Here is a 15,647-nt window from a genome sequence, read left to right on the forward strand (position 1 = left end):
ATTTTGAAGAAAAAATACCTATTTATGAAAACAATCACTTTACTTGGGTATTGTTAACAAAAAATATACTCTCATGGGATTTCCTATTGTAGTGAAACCAAAGAAATAGTACCTTAGCCTATTCAAATATTTTCTTATCAATTTAAAGACTCATGAGTACCGAAAAAGACGCAAAACTAAAAGCCCTTAAACTAACACTTGATAAACTAGATAAAACCTACGGAAAGGGAACCGTAATGAAATTGGGGGATTCTGCCGTCCAAAAAGTAGATGTTATTTCAACAGGTTCTTTGGGACTTGATGTTGCTCTGGGAGTGGGAGGATATCCTCGTGGAAGAGTTATTGAAATTTACGGCCCAGAATCCTCTGGTAAAACAACGTTAACGCTGCACGCTATGGCTGAGGCACAAAAAAAGGGAGGTCTCGCTGCCTTTATTGATGCTGAACACGCTTTTGATCGAAACTACGCCGAAAAATTAGGAGTGGATATTGAAAACCTAATTATTTCCCAACCAGACAATGGAGAGCAAGCCTTGGAGATTGCCGATAACCTTATACGAAGTGGCGCCATTGATATTATTGTTATTGACTCCGTTGCTGCCTTGACACCTAAAAGCGAAATTGAGGGGGAAATGGGAGATAGTAAAATGGGATTACACGCGCGTTTAATGTCTCAAGCCTTGAGAAAATTAACGGGTTCAATTAGTAAAACCAATTGTACTGTGATATTTATTAATCAGTTACGAGAAAAAATTGGTGTAATGTTTGGAAATCCAGAAACCACTACCGGTGGTAATGCCTTAAAATTTTATGCTTCAGTTCGATTAGATATTCGTAGATCCACACAAATTAAAAATTCTGACAGCACCTCTGTAGGTAATAAAACTAGGGTGAAAGTGGTTAAAAATAAAGTAGCGCCACCGTTTAAAACTGCCGAATTCGATATCATGTACGGTGAGGGAATTTCTAAAGTTGGAGAAATTATAGACCTTGGTGTTGATTTTGAAATCATTAAAAAAAGTGGCTCTTGGTTTAGCTATGATGACACAAAACTAGGACAAGGTAGAGACGCTGTTAAAGCCCTTCTTTTAGACAATCCTGAGTTAATGGAGGAGTTAGAGCAAAAAATAAAAGAAGCCATTGCAGCAATTTCATCATAAAAAATAATCTAATACGCAACCTAACACCATGCCTTGTATCTATAAATTGTAAAGTGAAATGGGAAAGGTTGCCTACTTTAAATTAGTAGATTAACACAAACTCATTGACTTTAGAAGAGCTCATAGCAAGGTGTAAAAAGCAAGATGCAAAAGCGCAGGAAACGCTCTATAGGGATTATTCCAGAATTCTTTTCGGAATTTGTTTAAAATACTCCCCCAATAAAGCTGAAGCCGAAGATAGTTTGCAGGATGCCTTTATCACTATTTTTAAACGAATTGAGCAGTTTGAAGGCAAAGGTTCTTTTGAAGGTTGGATGAAACGAATTACTGTGAATACAGTGCTTCAAAAATACCGAAAGAAAAAAACATTCGATATCCCCAATGAGCAGCAAATTGAAGATGCTGACGTTGACATTGAGCAAACCTCCATTCCATTGGATTATCTTTTAAAGATTATCCAAGACTTGCCAGACAGGTATCGATTAGTGTTTAATCTTTATGTAATGGATGGATATTCGCATAAAGAGATAGGAGAAATGTTAGGAATTAGTGATGGCACGTCTAAATCTAACCTAGCAAGAGCTAGAGGAATTTTAAAAACGAAAGTAGAAGATTATAAAGAAAAATTACAATAACCTTCCTCTCCACGGAAGATTACTATGAAACATAAAAAAAACATAGACGATTTATTTAAGGAGCAACTTAGTTCCTTTGAAGCTACGCCCTCTCCCGAAGTTTGGAAGCATATTGAGGCACAGCTTAAAAAGGAAAAAGAAGATCGTAAAATCATTCCTATTTGGTGGAAACTAGGAGGTGTTGCGGCTGTGTTGGCTATCCTTTTAACCGTTTCAGATGTTTTTAAATCTAATGAAATACTAGACGACAATAATACCATTGTTGAAGAGAACACCAACAAATCTGAAAATAATACTTTAAACAATACTGAAGAATCTGTCTTAAATAATTTAGATAAAACGACAGACGCTATTGTTACCGAGAATCAGGATTCGGAAAATGACAAGTTTATAGATAATTCTGAAAAATTAAATTCAGACAAGCTAATAAACAACACTGAAAATGCTGTTTCTACTACTGAAAAATCTCAGGTAAAAAAAGATTCCAAAAAGAAGGCTTCAGTATTGAAAAACACTACAGTTAAAGATGGAGTTGCTATTTCAACTACCACTAAAACCAATAAAAAAGAATCCAATTCATTTTTAAAAGAGGCGGGTTCAAAAGATAAAATAGTTTCAGAAAAAGAAGTTAATAGTGCCGTTGCTAAAGTAGAAAAGACTAATGCTGAAAAAATTCCTTCAGAAAAAGAGGAAAAGATAATTAGTCCTAATACTACCGGAGAAAGTATTGCCATAGAGGATATTACTGAAAAGACCGAAAAAGACATTCAACCAGCAAACAAAAAATCTATTTTCGATGCTATTGAAGAAAACAAAGATTCTGAAGTTGCAAAAAAAGACGACAAAAAATCGAATCCTTATTGGGAGGTAACCCCAAATGTAGGCCCTGTTTATTACAACAGTATTAATGGAGGTTCTTCCATTTCTTCCTCGTTTGCAGATAATCCACAATCTGGAGACACTAATATAAGCTACGGTGTTCAAGTAAGTTATAATGTAAATGACCGATTGAGTGTAAGAACAGGTATTAACAATGTAAGTTTAGGATATGCTACAGGAGATGTTGTTTTAGCAACTAGCCCTACAGAAGTTGCCCTTAAAAGTATTACTTACGAAAGTGGCGGAAGAACTGTGTTAACTGCTTTTGACAAGGGATCTCTTGAAAATTTACCAACGGACCCCAATAATCCTTTCTCTCAAGTAACTTTAAAATCTACTTCTGGAAATGCAGAAATAATTCAGAATATCTCTTACTATGAAGTTCCCATGGAGTTAAAATATGCTTTAGTTAATAACCGTTTTGGAATCAATATGATTGGTGGATTTAGCACTTTATTCTTAGGCAATAATGAAATTTCTGTAACGGATGGAGAATTTAGAAGTGTCTTAGGTGAGGCGAATAATCTAAACTCTATGAGCTTTTCTACCAATATTGGTCTAGGATTTGATTATAAAATAAGTAAACGATTTAAGTTTAATATAGAACCCATATTTAAGTACCAACTTAATCCCTATAGTACCTCGGTAGATTTTAATCCCTACTATTTTGGAATTTATAGTGGTTTAAGTTTTAAATTTTAGGTTAGTTTTTAGTTGGTTAGGTTTGGTTATACCGAACAAAGATAAAACCGCTCTGTCGCCATAGAGCGGTTTTTTTATACTGTAGGATTATTGAGTTCGTTTAAAATTAATTCTCTGGTTTGCATACGCAACATTCTTTTATCCTCCATTTCTAAAATCCCCGTAGGAATAATCTTGTGAATTTTTACTCTCATTTTCCCTGGACTACCGCTAAAAAAAGTATAAGAAAACCGTTTTTTATTATCGTGAAATGTCATAGGAGCAATTGGTATTTTATGTTCAATTGCCAATCGGAAAGCTCCATCCTTAAACTCGTCTAAAAGAATTGATTCATCGGGTACACCACCTTCCGGAAAAATACAAACACTCAACCCTTGATTAAGCTTTTCTTGGGCACTTTTAAACACCTCTCTTCTACTTTTCGGGTTATCTCTATCTACCAAAATGCAGGTGCGTTTGTAAAAAAAACCGAATAAAGGAATTTTTGCCAATTCCATTTTACCAACAAAAACAAAAGGATTTTTGGAAGCATATAACATGAGCATTATATCTGTCATAGAGGTATGATTGGCAACAAACATATAGCTTTTCCCCTCTTCATAATCTAAATCTCTTTTAATAATTGGAATGAAGCCCATACCAAAAAGAATGATTTTTGACCAAAACCTCGCAAGCCTAAAAAAATAGGGATACCAACTTTCTTTGGATATGCTCAATAGCAAAATTGGGAATAAAACTAGTATAGGTACGGTTACCAGTATATAAAACCAGATTCGGTAAAAAAGTAGTAATGGATATTTTAAGATTTTCATCAAACTTCAAAAATACACATTTGAAACAAGCAAATACTTCAAAAAAATTACCTTTGCAGAAAATTACTATTTATGTCCCGCATTTTAACAGGAATTCAAAGTACAGGAACGCCTCACTTAGGAAATATTTTAGGTGCCATTTTGCCTGCAATCAATATGGCAAATGACCCTAATAATGAGTCTTTTTTGTTTATTGCCAATATGCATTCGCTAACGCAAATTAAAGATGCTGAAACCTTAAAAAACAACACCTACAGTACAGCAGCTACTTGGTTGGCCTTTGGATTAGACATAAATAAGACTGTTTTTTATCGCCAAAGCGATATCCCACAAGTAACAGAACTCACTTGGTTTTTAAGCTGTTTTTTTCCATATCAACGATTAACCTTGGCACATAGTTTTAAAGATAAAGCAGATAGATTAGAAGATGTAAATGCTGGCTTGTTTACGTATCCTATGCTTATGGCCGCAGATATCCTTTTATATGATGCTGAGATTGTTCCCGTAGGAAAGGATCAACTACAGCATCTTGAAATCACTCGTGATGTGGCTTCTCGTTTTCACGCAAAAATGAATACTGAAGTATTTGTGCTCCCCGATGCCAAAGTACAAGAAAATACCATGCTTATCCCTGGAACTGATGGTGACAAGATGAGTAAGTCTAAAGGCAACATCATCAATATCTTTTTGCGAGACAAGCAACTGCGTAAGCAGATAATGAGTATTCAAACCGATAGCACTCCTTTGGAAGAGCCTAAAAACCCAGATACCTGTAATGTATTTGCAATATATAATTTATTAGGATCAGAAAGTGAAATTGCACAAATGCGAAAAAATTACGAAGGAGGCAATTACGGCTATGGGCATGCCAAACAAGCCCTTTTCGAATTAATCCTTCAAAAATTTGAAACACCAAGAGAGCGCTATAATTACTATATGGATAATCTTAATGAAGTTGATAAAGCATTACAACTTGGAGCCGAAAAAGCTACCAAAGTCGCAAACGATGTGCTTAAGAGAGTCCGAACCACTTTAGGGTACTAAATTACTTGAAACATTTTGCCAGGTAAAGGACGAATGACTCCTTTAAGTTCCATATTCAATAAAATAGAGGCTAATTTAAAGGTGGGTACATTGCATTCTATGGCAATGACATCAAGGAGTTCTTTGTCTTTTTCCTTAAGGTAGTTCCAAATAATTTTTTCATCAGTGGTTAATTCTACAAATAACTGGGTTTGTTTGGGTTTTGATTTTTGTTCATCAATCTCCCAACCCAAATGATACACCAAATCGGCAGCAGAGGTTAATAAATGTGCCTGCTGACTTTTAATTAGGTTATTACATCCTTGGCTTTGCGAGTCGGTGGTTCGCCCTGGCACGGCAAATACCTCACGATTATACGAATTGGCAATATCTGCCGTCACCAAACTTCCCCCTTTTTCAGCAGATTCAATTACAATTGTTGCCTCGCTTAATCCCGCAATAATTCTATTTCGTTTTAAAAAATTATTCCTGTCAAAGTCATCATTACTCCAAAATTCTGTGATAAAGCCTCCATTCTCTTCCATTTTTGCCACATACTTTTTGTGAGTTTTTGGGTAGATTTGATTAAACCCGTGAGCTAAACAACCAATGGTTTGCAACCTTAAATCCATGGCCTTTTTCTGTGCTGTGATATCAATTCCATAAGCAAATCCCGAAATAATGACAGGATTTAAAGGTGCAAGATCTTCAAGAAGCTTTTCGCAAAAGGTAATTCCGTAGGTAGTAGCATTTCGTGTTCCAACAATACTAATGAGTTTTTTATTTTGAATATCAATATTCCCCTTCATGAAAAAAAGGATGGGACCATCCAAGCAATGCTTAAGTCCTTCAGGGTAGTGTTTATCTAGGAAATAAGAATAGTTAATTTTATGTTCTTCAATAAATGATAATTCAGCTTCAGCTTCGGGTAAATGGAGATCCAGAGAAAGTTCTTTCAGTTTTATTTGCCCAATTCCTTCTATTTTTAATAATCTCGATTTTTTTTCTTTGAAAATTCCTTCCGCAGAGCCGACCGCTTGGACTAACTTTTTTGCCGAAGTATCGCCAAGGTTAGGAACACGCTGTAAAGCAAGGGTATATAATAATTCCTTTTTAGAAAGCATAGATTAGAAAAGCTGTGGGGAGATGCTCAAAAATAACTAAAAAATTATTTGTTGAAAAGTTCCTCTATGAACTTTTGATAGTGGCGTAAAAAAAATTTAAGTTTGTTTCTATGCAATTGGTAACATACATAAAAGACTTATTATATCGATATGAATGTGTTATCGTGCCTGGCTTTGGTGCATTTTTAACACGGTATCGTGCCGCTCAAATTGATGACAATCATACCTTTTACCCTCCAGGAAAAACTCTTTCTTTTAATAGGCAACTACAAACAAACGATGGCATTTTAGCACATCATGTAGCGTCTAACGAAAATTGCAGTTATGAAGTAGCTTTACAAAAAGTGAGAAATTTTGCAGGAAAGATTTCGCTTCAACTATCTGAAGGAGAAACTGTAGTGCTTCAAAACATAGGTGAGTTTTTCTTAAATAAAGAAAGAAAAATTCAATTTATTCCTTCGGAAAAAGAAAATTACAGTCCTTCTTCTTTTGGTTTATCTTCGTTTGTATCTCCAAAAATTGAACGTATTTCTGAAGAATCCCCTTCAAAACTAGTTTCTATAGCACAAGAGAAAAAGAAAACTGTCATTCCGTATATGCGGTATGCAGCTATTGGGCTACTGGCAATAACCATAGGTGGGTTTAGCGGTTTGAAAATTTATGAAGGAGAAGTAGAAAAACACAATTTTGCTGAAAAGAAAAAAGCAGACGCACTTGTTGAAACTCAAATTCAAGAAGCAACATTTGTCATTGAAAGTTTCCCTCCTTTAACTATTTCTATACCGAAAGAAAGTGGCAAATACCATATTGTTGCAGGTGCTTTTAGAATTGAAGAAAACGCTCATAAAAAAGTAACCCAACTTACCGAAAAAGGCTTTTCGGCAAGAATTATTGGCGCTAATAAATACGGGCTTCACCAAGTTGTATATAGTTCTCATCAAGATAGGTTAGAAGCACTACATATGCTGCAATCCATAAAAAATTCTGAAAATAAAGAAGCTTGGTTATTAGTCCAAGACCTTTCGGAGTAATTCCATATTTCTTTTCTGCTTTATATTCCTTTACTAAAGACAAATACTTTTTACCTTTGTTAAAAATTTATAATGGAAGCGAAAACTCCTAAGGATTCTAGAACCATCATTACAGACATAGTCCTCCCTAGTGAAACAAATCCCATTGGCAATATGTTTGGAGGAGAATTACTTGCAAGAATGGATAGAGCTGCAAGTATCGCTGCAAGAAGACATAGCCGAAGAATCGTTGTAACCGCTTCTGTAAATCATGTGGCTTTTAATAAAATGATTCCTTTAGGAAGTGTTGTTACCGTTGAAGCCAAAATTTCTAGATCTTTTAACAGTTCTATGGAAGTCTATATGGATGTATGGATTGAAGATAGAGAAAGCGGACTTAGAAGTAAAGCCAATGAAGCTATATATACTTTTGTAGCTGTTGACGAAATGGGTAGCCCAGTAAAAGTTCCAGAATTAATCCCCGAAACTGAATTAGAAAAAGAACGTTTTATTGCTGCTTTACGCAGAAAACAATTAAGCCTTGTCTTAGCTGGTAAGATGAAGCCCGCAGATGCTACCGAACTAAAAGCGCTTTTCGAATCCTAAAATAAACTCCTCCTTTAGGGTGTTAATATTCTGATTTTTTAAATGTTTATATATATATTTGAAATTCTATAAATATTTAGAACGTTTTTAGTTCAAATTCAGTCTATTGTGAAATGCCCTTTTATTATTACTAACCCAACCGAAGATGACTCTTTGGGCATTCCATCTTCCTGTTTTTCAAATACCTTATACCTATGAAAAAAATTATCTTCCTGCTTTTTACGTTTACTACATTTTTTGGATTATCCCAAAATTTCCTTCAGTTTCAAGATGAGACGATTGAGATACAAGAAAACATTCAATCTTTTGATTGGGATCAAATGCCCGAAAATTCACATTTAGCCAACGGTTATGTAGGATGGGTTCAATTCTATAATACTCCAACTCAGAATATTCAAGATGATTTTAAATCAAGAGGCCTTGAGCTTATCAGTTATATTCCTCATAAAACCTATCTGTTTTATTTCCCTAGAAATACTTCAATAGCGTATTTACAATCTAAAGGGGTTAGAGCTATAATTCCTGTAGAAGGTCGTTTTAAGTTGAGCGAAGAGCTCAAAAATGGTGACATTGGGGAATGGGCTCAAATAGATGATAAAATATTGGTTACACTTCAATACCTTGACTATGTCGATTACAATTTTGTTATTAACGATTTAGCCGAAAGACAAATCTCTTTACAACAATCTTACAAAGGATCTAATAATATAGATTTATTAATACCAGATAATTGCCTTGAAGAACTTTCAAGTTTGGCTTACGTAAAATGGGTTGAACTTATTGTTGCTCCAGATGTAAAAGATGATACAAGAGGTAGAAGTCTTCATAGATCGAGTAACCTTGACACGCAAGGTGCTGGTAGAAATTATACTGGTGTTGGAATTGGCGTGATGGTTAGAGATGATGGAATCGTTGGCCCTCATATAGATTTTGAAGGAAGAATAGACAATACTGGAGCTACCGGTTCTGGTCCAAGCCATGGAGATGGGGTTGGAGGTATTATGGCTGGCGCAGGAAATTTAAATCCAGATATGAGAGGAATGGCTGCAGGATCTGATGTATATGTAGTTGATTATGTTTCTAGTTTTTTGGATTCTGAAACAGTAACGCTAATTAATTCTGGAGATGTTCAAATTACAAATTCATCTTATAGTAATGGATGTAATGCTGGATATACAACTGTAACACAAACAGTAGATACCCAAACACAAGCAATCCCAAGTTTATTGCATGTTTTTTCTGCTGGAAACTCAAACAATAATAATTGTGGTTATGGTGCAGGAAGCCAATGGGGAAATATTACAGGAGGTCATAAACAAGGCAAGAATGTTATTGCTACAGCCAATGTTTTTTACAACGGAAATTTAGTCTCTTCTAGTAGTAGAGGACCTGCACATGATGGTAGAATTAAACCAGATATCGCCGCAAATGGGCAAAATCAAAATTCGACAAATGAAAATAACACCTATCAAGTTTTTGGTGGAACATCTGGAGCAGCTCCAGGGATTGCTGGAATTTCTGCGCAATTATATGAAGCCTATGGCAATTTAAATGGAGGAGCTTTGCCAGAATCTGCTTTAATAAAAGCTACTCTATTAAATACTGCAAATGACTATGGAAATGTAGGTCCAGATTTTAAATTTGGGTGGGGAATTGTAAATGCCTTAAGAGCTGGGATCTTAATTGAAGATGGAAGATATTTATCTAATAACATCATTCAAGGAAATACAAATACTCATACCATTAATGTACCGTCTGGTACGACACAAGTTCGCTTTATGCTTTATTGGAGTGATGCCCCTGCAACGCCAGGTGCATCCCCAGCTCTTGTAAATGATTTGGATTTGGTTGTTACCGATCCTTCTAATAATGCGGAGCTTCCTTGGGTATTAGACCACACTCCAGATCCTACGTTGTTAGATTTACCTGCAACAAAGGGTCCTGACCATTTAAATAATATGGAACAAGTATTAATAAACAATCCTGCTGCTGGAAATTATGATTTAGAGGTTACGGGATTTAATGTTCCAGTTGGTCCGCAAAGCTATTATATTGTTTATGAAATAATTCAAGATAATTTAACAATAACCTATCCAAATGATGGCGAGAGTTTTGTTCCTGGCCAAACGGAAACCATTCATTGGGATGCAGTTAATACAACAGATGCATTTACCTTAGAGTATTCTACAGATAATGGAGGTACTTGGAATGCAATTAATACAGTTTCTAACAATGTAACAAATTATAATTGGCTTGTTCCTAGCGCATTAACAGGAGAAGCGAAAATTCGAATTACAAGTGGAGCATTTTCAGATGAAAGTGATGGAACTTTTTCTATTGCAGCTCAGGTTACAGGTCTAACCATCACTCAAGTATGTCCTACACAAGCTATCTTTAATTGGAATGCCACTGCAGGTGCTGAAAATTATGATGTATACATTCTTGGACAAAAGTATATGGAAATAGCTGGTAATAGTACAACCAATACTATTACAGTTCCAATTTCCAATGCAACAGACCCTATTTGGTATTCTATTGTGGCTAAAAATGATACAGATGGATGGAAAACAAAAAGACTAATTGCTTTGAACCACCCTGGAGGGTTATTAAATTGTTCTTTAACTAATGATATGGAATTAACTTCTATTAATAATGCTCCTGGAGAGTTTTCTGGAGCATGTGGTGGAGGCACAGACACAATTGTATCAGTTAATATAACTAACACAGGCATAAACCCTCAAAGTAATTTTACTGTTAGTTATCAGCTTTCGGGAGGCCCCATAGTAGATGAAACCTATACCGGTACCTTAAATTCTGGAGAGCAAGTAACTTATGAATTTGCAACACCTGTTTCCATAACATCAAATGGCACCTATACATTAACAAGTTATGTGACTTTAACGGGTGACCAAAATTCAGCAAACGATGAAAAAACACTAGAATTCTATGCTCAAACGGATGCCACTGGGGTTCCTTTTGAAGAAACTTTTGAATCTATTGGAGTGCCACCACTTGGTTGGTTCGTGAATAATCCAGACAATGACATTACGTGGGAGGCTAGAGAAAATATTGCCGGAATAGATGGCACATTAACAACAGTAGCATTTGTGGATAATTATAGTTATAACGCTGCTGGCGAAGAAGACCAACTGGTTACGGAGTATTTCGATTTAACATCTAGCACCGAGCCCTATTTGGAATTTGCACTTGCTAAAGCACAATATTCGGCTACTTTGTTTGACACATTGCGAGTTGAGATATCAACAGATTGTGGGGTATCATTTTCAACTATTTATGAAAAAACTGATTTAGAATTATCTACCATTCCAGATTACAACACTGATAATGATTGGGCTCCTGCTACTCCAAACGATTGGAGAGTTGAATCTATAGATTTAAGTGCTTACGCTGGAGAAATAGTTTTCTTTAGATTTATAAATATTACTGGATATGGAAACAGTACACATATTGATAATATTAATGTTACTGGTGTGCTTTCTTCACCTAGCTTTATAGCAAGCCAAATTATCATGTACCCTAATCCTTCCTCAGAAACAGTTTCTATTTCGTTTGGGAATATAGTTTCCAACAATGCTCAAGTGATTGTTTCAAATAGTTTAGGTCAGATTGTTTCAGAAATTAATGAAGACATAAATTCAAATGCTACAGTAAACATCAATGTAAGCAACTATGCAAGAGGTATCTATTTTGTTACTATTAAAACTGACACAGGTACTATTACCAAAAAATTACTTAAAAAATAATTTCAATTACTAGTGTTATAAAAGCCCCAATATTGGGGCTTTTTTTATATTTAAATAGTATTTTGAAACTTATGATACAAGAACTTAAAAATAGTTATGGTCATCTTTTTGAAAATGAACTTCTTGAAGAAATAAATCAAGTTGGTACTTTTAAAGAAATTCCACAAGACTTTACTTTAATTGAAATAGGTGAGTATATAAAATCTATGCCTTTACTTATTTCCGGGGCTATAAAAGTGTTAAGAGAAGATAATGACGGAGATGAGCTTCTTCTTTATTTTCTTGAAAGAGGAGATACATGTGCGATGACTCTAAGCTGTTGTTTGGGGCAAACCAAAAGTGAAATAAGAGCCATTGCGGAGTTGGATACCAAACTAGTCATGATTCCCATTCAAAAAATGGAGGAATGGACAGGAAAATATAGGACCTGGAGGAACTTTGTATTTGAAAGCTATCATAACAGGCTTATGGAAATGCTTGAGACTATTGACAACATTGCGTTTATGAAAATGGACGAACGCCTATTAAAGTATCTAAACGATAAAGTAAAAGTTACCAAGGAACATATGTTACACATTACGCATCAAGAAATAGCATATGATCTTCATACCTCAAGGGTAGTAATTTCTAGGCTGCTTAAAAGTTTAGAGAAATTAAAAAAGATTAAGCTCCATAGAAATAATATAGAAATATTGTAATTCTAATTTTAGAATATGTAACCTTTGTTACAGCTTATCTTATCTAAAGACTTTACTTTTGCCTTCTAATAGATTACATGGAAATTACTCAAATTTTAGGATATTTTGGTGCTTTAGTAATAGGAATAATATTGGGGTTAATCGGTGGGGGCGGTTCGATTTTAACAGTTCCCGTTTTAGTTTATCTTTTCTATATTAATCCTGTTACTGCTACAGCTTATTCACTTTTTGTTGTTGGTATTTCAGCATTAGTAGGTGCAATAAATAATATCAAAAAGCGACTAATTGACTTTAGAACAGCTATAGTTTTTTCTATCCCCGCTTTTATAGCTGTTTATATTTCAAGGAAATATTTAGTGCCTGCTATCCCGGAAGAACTTATAACCATTGGTACTTTTGTTTTAACAAAAAATGTTGCAATCATGGTATTCTTTGCCATTATTATGCTCATTGCCTCCATTTCAATGATTCGAGATGTAAAGGAAACATCAGAAGGTGCCCTTCAAAGAATTGCTTACAATTATCCTTTAATTATTGTTGAAGGCTTAGTGGTTGGAATCCTAACAGGAATTGTAGGCGCTGGTGGAGGATTTCTCATAATACCAGCTTTGGTATTATTTGCAAAACTCCCCATGAAGAAAGCCGTAGCAACCTCCTTATTAATTATTGCTATTAAATCACTCATAGGCTTTATAGGAGATATTGAAACACTTAATATAGATTGGTATTTTCTTTTAACTTTTACTTTTATTTCCACAATAGGAATATTTATTGGAGTATGGCTCAACAGATTCATAAATGGTAAAAAACTAAAGAAGAGCTTTGGCTGGTTTGTACTAATTATGGGAATTTATATTATTATTATGGAAATTAGCAGGTAATTATATTGTAACCATTGTTACTGCAAATGTCCAAAAGCTATTATATCTTAGCACTTTGAAAATAAATACATTGAATTATGCACATTGAACAAATATATACTGGATGTCTTGCACAAGGGGCATATTATATTGAAAGTAAAGGAGAAGTGGCCATTATTGACCCGCTTCGAGAAGTACAACCTTACATTGAAAAGGCAAAACGAAGTAATGCAACTATAAAATACATTTTTGAAACGCATTTTCACGCAGATTTTGTGAGCGGTCACGTAACCCTTTCAAAAGAAACTGGCGCCCCTATTGTTTATGGCCCTACTGCCAATCCCTCATTTGAAGCAATCATTGCAAAGGATGGACAAGAATTTAAGCTTGGAGAAATAACTATTATAGCGTTACACACACCTGGTCATACCATGGAAAGTACAACCTACTTATTGAAAGATAAACATGGAAAAGACTACGCTATATTTAGTGGAGACACGTTGTTTTTAGGAGACGTCGGAAGACCCGATTTGGCTCAAAAAGCTGCACATATGACTCAAGAGGAATTAGCAGGAATGCTCTTTGAAAGCCTTCGAAATAAAATTATGCCTTTGGCAGATGATGTGATTGTATATCCTGCTCACGGGGCAGGCTCTGCATGCGGAAAAAACATGATGAAAGAGACGGTAGATACACTTGGCAATCAAAAGAAAATGAACTATGCCTTACGAGCCAATATGACAAAAGAAGAGTTTGTTAAAGAAGTAACAGACGGTTTATTGCCTCCTCCTCAATACTTCCCTTTAAATGTAAAAATGAATAAAGAAGGGTACGATGATATTGATAAAGTAATAGAAAGAGGAACAAAGTCACTTTCGCCAGATGCTTTTGAAACAGCGGCAAACGAAACAGGAGCCATCGTTTTGGATGTTAGACATCAAGACGATTTTGTGAAGGGGCATATCCCACGGTCTATTTTTATTGGCTTAGACGGCGGTTTTGCACCTTGGGTGGGAGCTTTAATTGCAGATGTAAAACAACCCATATTACTTGTTACTCCAGGGGGTAGAGAAGAAGAAGCTGTAACACGACTCTCTAGAGTGGGTTTTGACAACACCCTTGGCTACCTCAATGGAGGATTTGAAGCTTGGAAAAATGCCTCAAAGGAATATGATACACTTACCTCCATTCCAGCAACTTCATTAGAGAAAAAACTACATGAAGAAACTGTTCCCGTGTTTGATGTTCGAAAAGAGGGAGAATTTACTTCAGAACATATTGAAGGAGCGAAAAATACCCCACTTGATTTTCTTAATGATTATTTAGCTGAATTCCCTAAAGAAGAAACTTTTTATGTTCATTGTGCTGGTGGATACCGAAGTGTTATTGCAGCATCTATCCTTAAAAGCAGAGGAATTCATAATGTAATAGATGTTGCGGGAGGTTATAAAGACATCAAAGAAACAAGTATTCCAAAAACAAATTATGTGTGTCCAAGTGAATTAAAATAGTGCGCTATGAAACATATCATTGAAATACAAAATCTTAAATGCGGAGGCTGTGCTAAAACTATTGAAAACAACCTAAGACAAATCGACAACTTAGAATTGATAAATATTGAGATTGAAACAGGAAGTATTACTTTTAAAACAACTTCTGAAGATGCCTTATCTCTAGCTGAAAGGAAACTTCAAGAAATAGGGTATCCTATTGTTGGAGAGAAAAACTCTGTTGTAACAAAGGCAAAATCCTTTGTTAGTTGTGCTACGGGTAAAATGAGTAAATAATGACTCCTTTTGACCAATCCTATTGGGACAATAGATACAAAGAGGGTAGCACCGGTTGGGACATTGGAACTATTTCAACACCATTAAAAGAATATTTTAATCAACTAAAAGATACTTCTCTTAAAATTTTAATCCCTGGAGGAGGCAATGCTTACGAAGCAGAATATCTTTATAAGAAAGGATTTAAAAATGTTACCATTGTAGATATTTCAGAAACGGCACTTAACAATGTTCAAAAAAGAGTAACCGATTTTCCAAAATCACAATTAATACACCAAGATTTTTTTGAATTTGAAGGAAGCTTCGATTTAATTATTGAACAAACCTTTTTCTGTGCTTTAGATCCTTCTTTACGAAAGGAATATGCAAAAAAAATGCACGCGCTTCTAAATCCTAATGGAAAAATAGTTGGTTTGCTATTCGACTTTCCGCTAACTTCTGACGGCCCTCCTTTTGGTGGAAGTAAAGAAGAATACCTTACCTATTTTAAACCCTATTTTAATATTAAGATACTTGAAAGATGCTACAATTCTATCCTACCAAGGGCTGGGAGAGAGCTATTTTTTAAATTTCAGAAATACTAAAAG

At 35.0% G+C, this 15,647-nt stretch carries 14 protein-coding genes; 12 read left to right on the top strand and 2 right to left on the bottom strand.

The genetic code is table 11. From position 1 onward, the window contains the following. Positions 1 to 152: 152 nt before the first annotated feature. The 3 genes from recA to KXJ69_RS03715 all read left to right on the top strand — a co-directional run bounded on the left by recA (position 153) and on the right by KXJ69_RS03715 (position 3,376). Positions 153 to 1,160 carry a recombinase RecA gene (recA, locus tag KXJ69_RS03705; RefSeq protein ID WP_219051407.1) on the top strand — a complete coding sequence of 336 codons (1,008 nt, stop codon included), beginning with the start codon at positions 153 to 155 and terminating at the stop codon, positions 1,158 to 1,160. A 104-nt stretch (positions 1,161 to 1,264) separates the two neighbouring features. Next, on the top strand, positions 1,265 to 1,795 hold the full coding sequence (locus KXJ69_RS03710) for an RNA polymerase sigma factor (RefSeq protein WP_219051409.1): 531 nt from the start codon (positions 1,265 to 1,267) through the stop codon (positions 1,793 to 1,795). A gap of 24 nt (positions 1,796 to 1,819) precedes the next feature. Beyond that, complete coding sequence (locus KXJ69_RS03715) at positions 1,820 to 3,376, top strand: porin family protein (protein ID WP_219051411.1); 1,557 nt, start codon at positions 1,820 to 1,822, stop codon at positions 3,374 to 3,376. 74 nt (positions 3,377 to 3,450) lie between these two features. Here the strand turns inward: KXJ69_RS03715 and KXJ69_RS03720 are convergent, their stop codons facing one another. Continuing rightward, a complete protein-coding gene (locus KXJ69_RS03720) occupies positions 3,451 to 4,188 on the bottom strand; it encodes a lysophospholipid acyltransferase family protein (protein WP_219051799.1) in 738 nt (245 codons plus the stop codon). Positions 4,189 to 4,260: 72 nt separating this feature from the next. On the opposite strand from KXJ69_RS03720, the gene trpS reads away from it, so the two are divergent. Beyond that, positions 4,261 to 5,232: a tryptophan--tRNA ligase gene (gene trpS, locus KXJ69_RS03725; RefSeq protein WP_219051413.1), complete on the top strand. Its 972-nt coding sequence runs from the start codon at positions 4,261 to 4,263 to the stop codon at positions 5,230 to 5,232. On the opposite strand, the gene dprA is transcribed toward trpS, so the two are convergent. Further along, on the bottom strand, positions 5,229 to 6,335 hold the full coding sequence (gene dprA / locus KXJ69_RS03730) for a DNA-processing protein DprA (protein ID WP_219051415.1): 1,107 nt from the start codon (positions 6,333 to 6,335) through the stop codon (positions 5,229 to 5,231). The genes trpS and dprA overlap by 4 nt on opposite strands. Before the next feature lie 110 nt (positions 6,336 to 6,445). Here dprA and KXJ69_RS03735 point away from each other — a divergent pair, with 110 nt between their 5' ends. The 8 genes from KXJ69_RS03735 (at position 6,446) to KXJ69_RS03770 (ending at position 15,644) form a co-directional block, all read left to right on the top strand. Beyond that, the gene (locus KXJ69_RS03735) at positions 6,446 to 7,366 is read left to right on the top strand and encodes an HU domain-containing protein (RefSeq protein ID WP_219051417.1); all 921 of its coding nucleotides are present in this window, start codon (positions 6,446 to 6,448) and stop codon (positions 7,364 to 7,366) included. A 72-nt stretch (positions 7,367 to 7,438) separates the two neighbouring features. Then, positions 7,439 to 7,951 (top strand): acyl-CoA thioesterase, encoded by a 513-nt coding sequence (locus KXJ69_RS03740; protein WP_219051419.1) that lies wholly within the window; start codon positions 7,439 to 7,441, stop codon positions 7,949 to 7,951. Positions 7,952 to 8,145: 194 nt separating this feature from the next. Then, complete coding sequence (locus KXJ69_RS03745) at positions 8,146 to 11,715, top strand: S8 family serine peptidase (protein WP_219051420.1); 3,570 nt, start codon at positions 8,146 to 8,148, stop codon at positions 11,713 to 11,715. Between the two features lie 71 nt (positions 11,716 to 11,786). Continuing rightward, a complete protein-coding gene (locus KXJ69_RS03750; RefSeq protein ID WP_219051422.1) occupies positions 11,787 to 12,413 on the top strand; it encodes a Crp/Fnr family transcriptional regulator in 627 nt (208 codons plus the stop codon). Positions 12,414 to 12,490: 77 nt separating this feature from the next. Continuing rightward, the gene (locus KXJ69_RS03755; RefSeq protein WP_219051424.1) at positions 12,491 to 13,294 is read left to right on the top strand and encodes a sulfite exporter TauE/SafE family protein; all 804 of its coding nucleotides are present in this window, start codon (positions 12,491 to 12,493) and stop codon (positions 13,292 to 13,294) included. Positions 13,295 to 13,371: 77 nt separating this feature from the next. Beyond that, positions 13,372 to 14,784 (top strand): MBL fold metallo-hydrolase, encoded by a 1,413-nt coding sequence (locus KXJ69_RS03760; RefSeq protein ID WP_219051426.1) that lies wholly within the window; start codon positions 13,372 to 13,374, stop codon positions 14,782 to 14,784. A 6-nt stretch (positions 14,785 to 14,790) separates the two neighbouring features. After that, a complete protein-coding gene (locus tag KXJ69_RS03765) occupies positions 14,791 to 15,060 on the top strand; it encodes a heavy-metal-associated domain-containing protein (protein WP_219051428.1) in 270 nt (89 codons plus the stop codon). Beyond that, the gene (locus KXJ69_RS03770; RefSeq protein ID WP_219051430.1) at positions 15,060 to 15,644 is read left to right on the top strand and encodes a methyltransferase domain-containing protein; all 585 of its coding nucleotides are present in this window, start codon (positions 15,060 to 15,062) and stop codon (positions 15,642 to 15,644) included. The genes KXJ69_RS03765 and KXJ69_RS03770 overlap by 1 nt, the downstream gene beginning before the upstream one ends. Positions 15,645 to 15,647: the final 3 nt, after the last annotated feature.

Source organism: Halomarinibacterium sedimenti, assembly GCF_019312585.1.
Taxonomy (GTDB): domain Bacteria; phylum Bacteroidota; class Bacteroidia; order Flavobacteriales; family Flavobacteriaceae; genus Halomarinibacterium; species Halomarinibacterium sedimenti.

Excerpts from the sequence above, each read along its gene's own strand:
- KXJ69_RS03735 (WP_219051417.1), top strand. The coding sequence starts at position 6,446 with ATGCAATTGGTAACATACATAAAAGACTTATTATATCGATATGAATGT.
- KXJ69_RS03750 (WP_219051422.1), top strand. The coding sequence starts at position 11,787 with ATGATACAAGAACTTAAAAATAGTTATGGTCATCTTTTTGAAAATGAA.
- KXJ69_RS03755 (WP_219051424.1), top strand. The coding sequence starts at position 12,491 with ATGGAAATTACTCAAATTTTAGGATATTTTGGTGCTTTAGTAATAGGA.
- trpS (WP_219051413.1), top strand. The coding sequence starts at position 4,261 with ATGTCCCGCATTTTAACAGGAATTCAAAGTACAGGAACGCCTCACTTA.
- KXJ69_RS03765 (WP_219051428.1), top strand. The coding sequence starts at position 14,791 with ATGAAACATATCATTGAAATACAAAATCTTAAATGCGGAGGCTGTGCT.
- KXJ69_RS03720 (WP_219051799.1), bottom strand. The coding sequence starts at position 4,188 with ATGAAAATCTTAAAATATCCATTACTACTTTTTTACCGAATCTGGTTT.
- dprA (WP_219051415.1), bottom strand. The coding sequence starts at position 6,335 with ATGCTTTCTAAAAAGGAATTATTATATACCCTTGCTTTACAGCGTGTT.
- recA (WP_219051407.1), top strand. The coding sequence starts at position 153 with ATGAGTACCGAAAAAGACGCAAAACTAAAAGCCCTTAAACTAACACTT.
- KXJ69_RS03740 (WP_219051419.1), top strand. The coding sequence starts at position 7,439 with ATGGAAGCGAAAACTCCTAAGGATTCTAGAACCATCATTACAGACATA.
- KXJ69_RS03760 (WP_219051426.1), top strand. The coding sequence starts at position 13,372 with ATGCACATTGAACAAATATATACTGGATGTCTTGCACAAGGGGCATAT.
- KXJ69_RS03715 (WP_219051411.1), top strand. The coding sequence starts at position 1,820 with ATGAAACATAAAAAAAACATAGACGATTTATTTAAGGAGCAACTTAGT.
- KXJ69_RS03770 (WP_219051430.1), top strand. The coding sequence starts at position 15,060 with ATGACTCCTTTTGACCAATCCTATTGGGACAATAGATACAAAGAGGGT.
- KXJ69_RS03745 (WP_219051420.1), top strand. The coding sequence starts at position 8,146 with ATGAAAAAAATTATCTTCCTGCTTTTTACGTTTACTACATTTTTTGGA.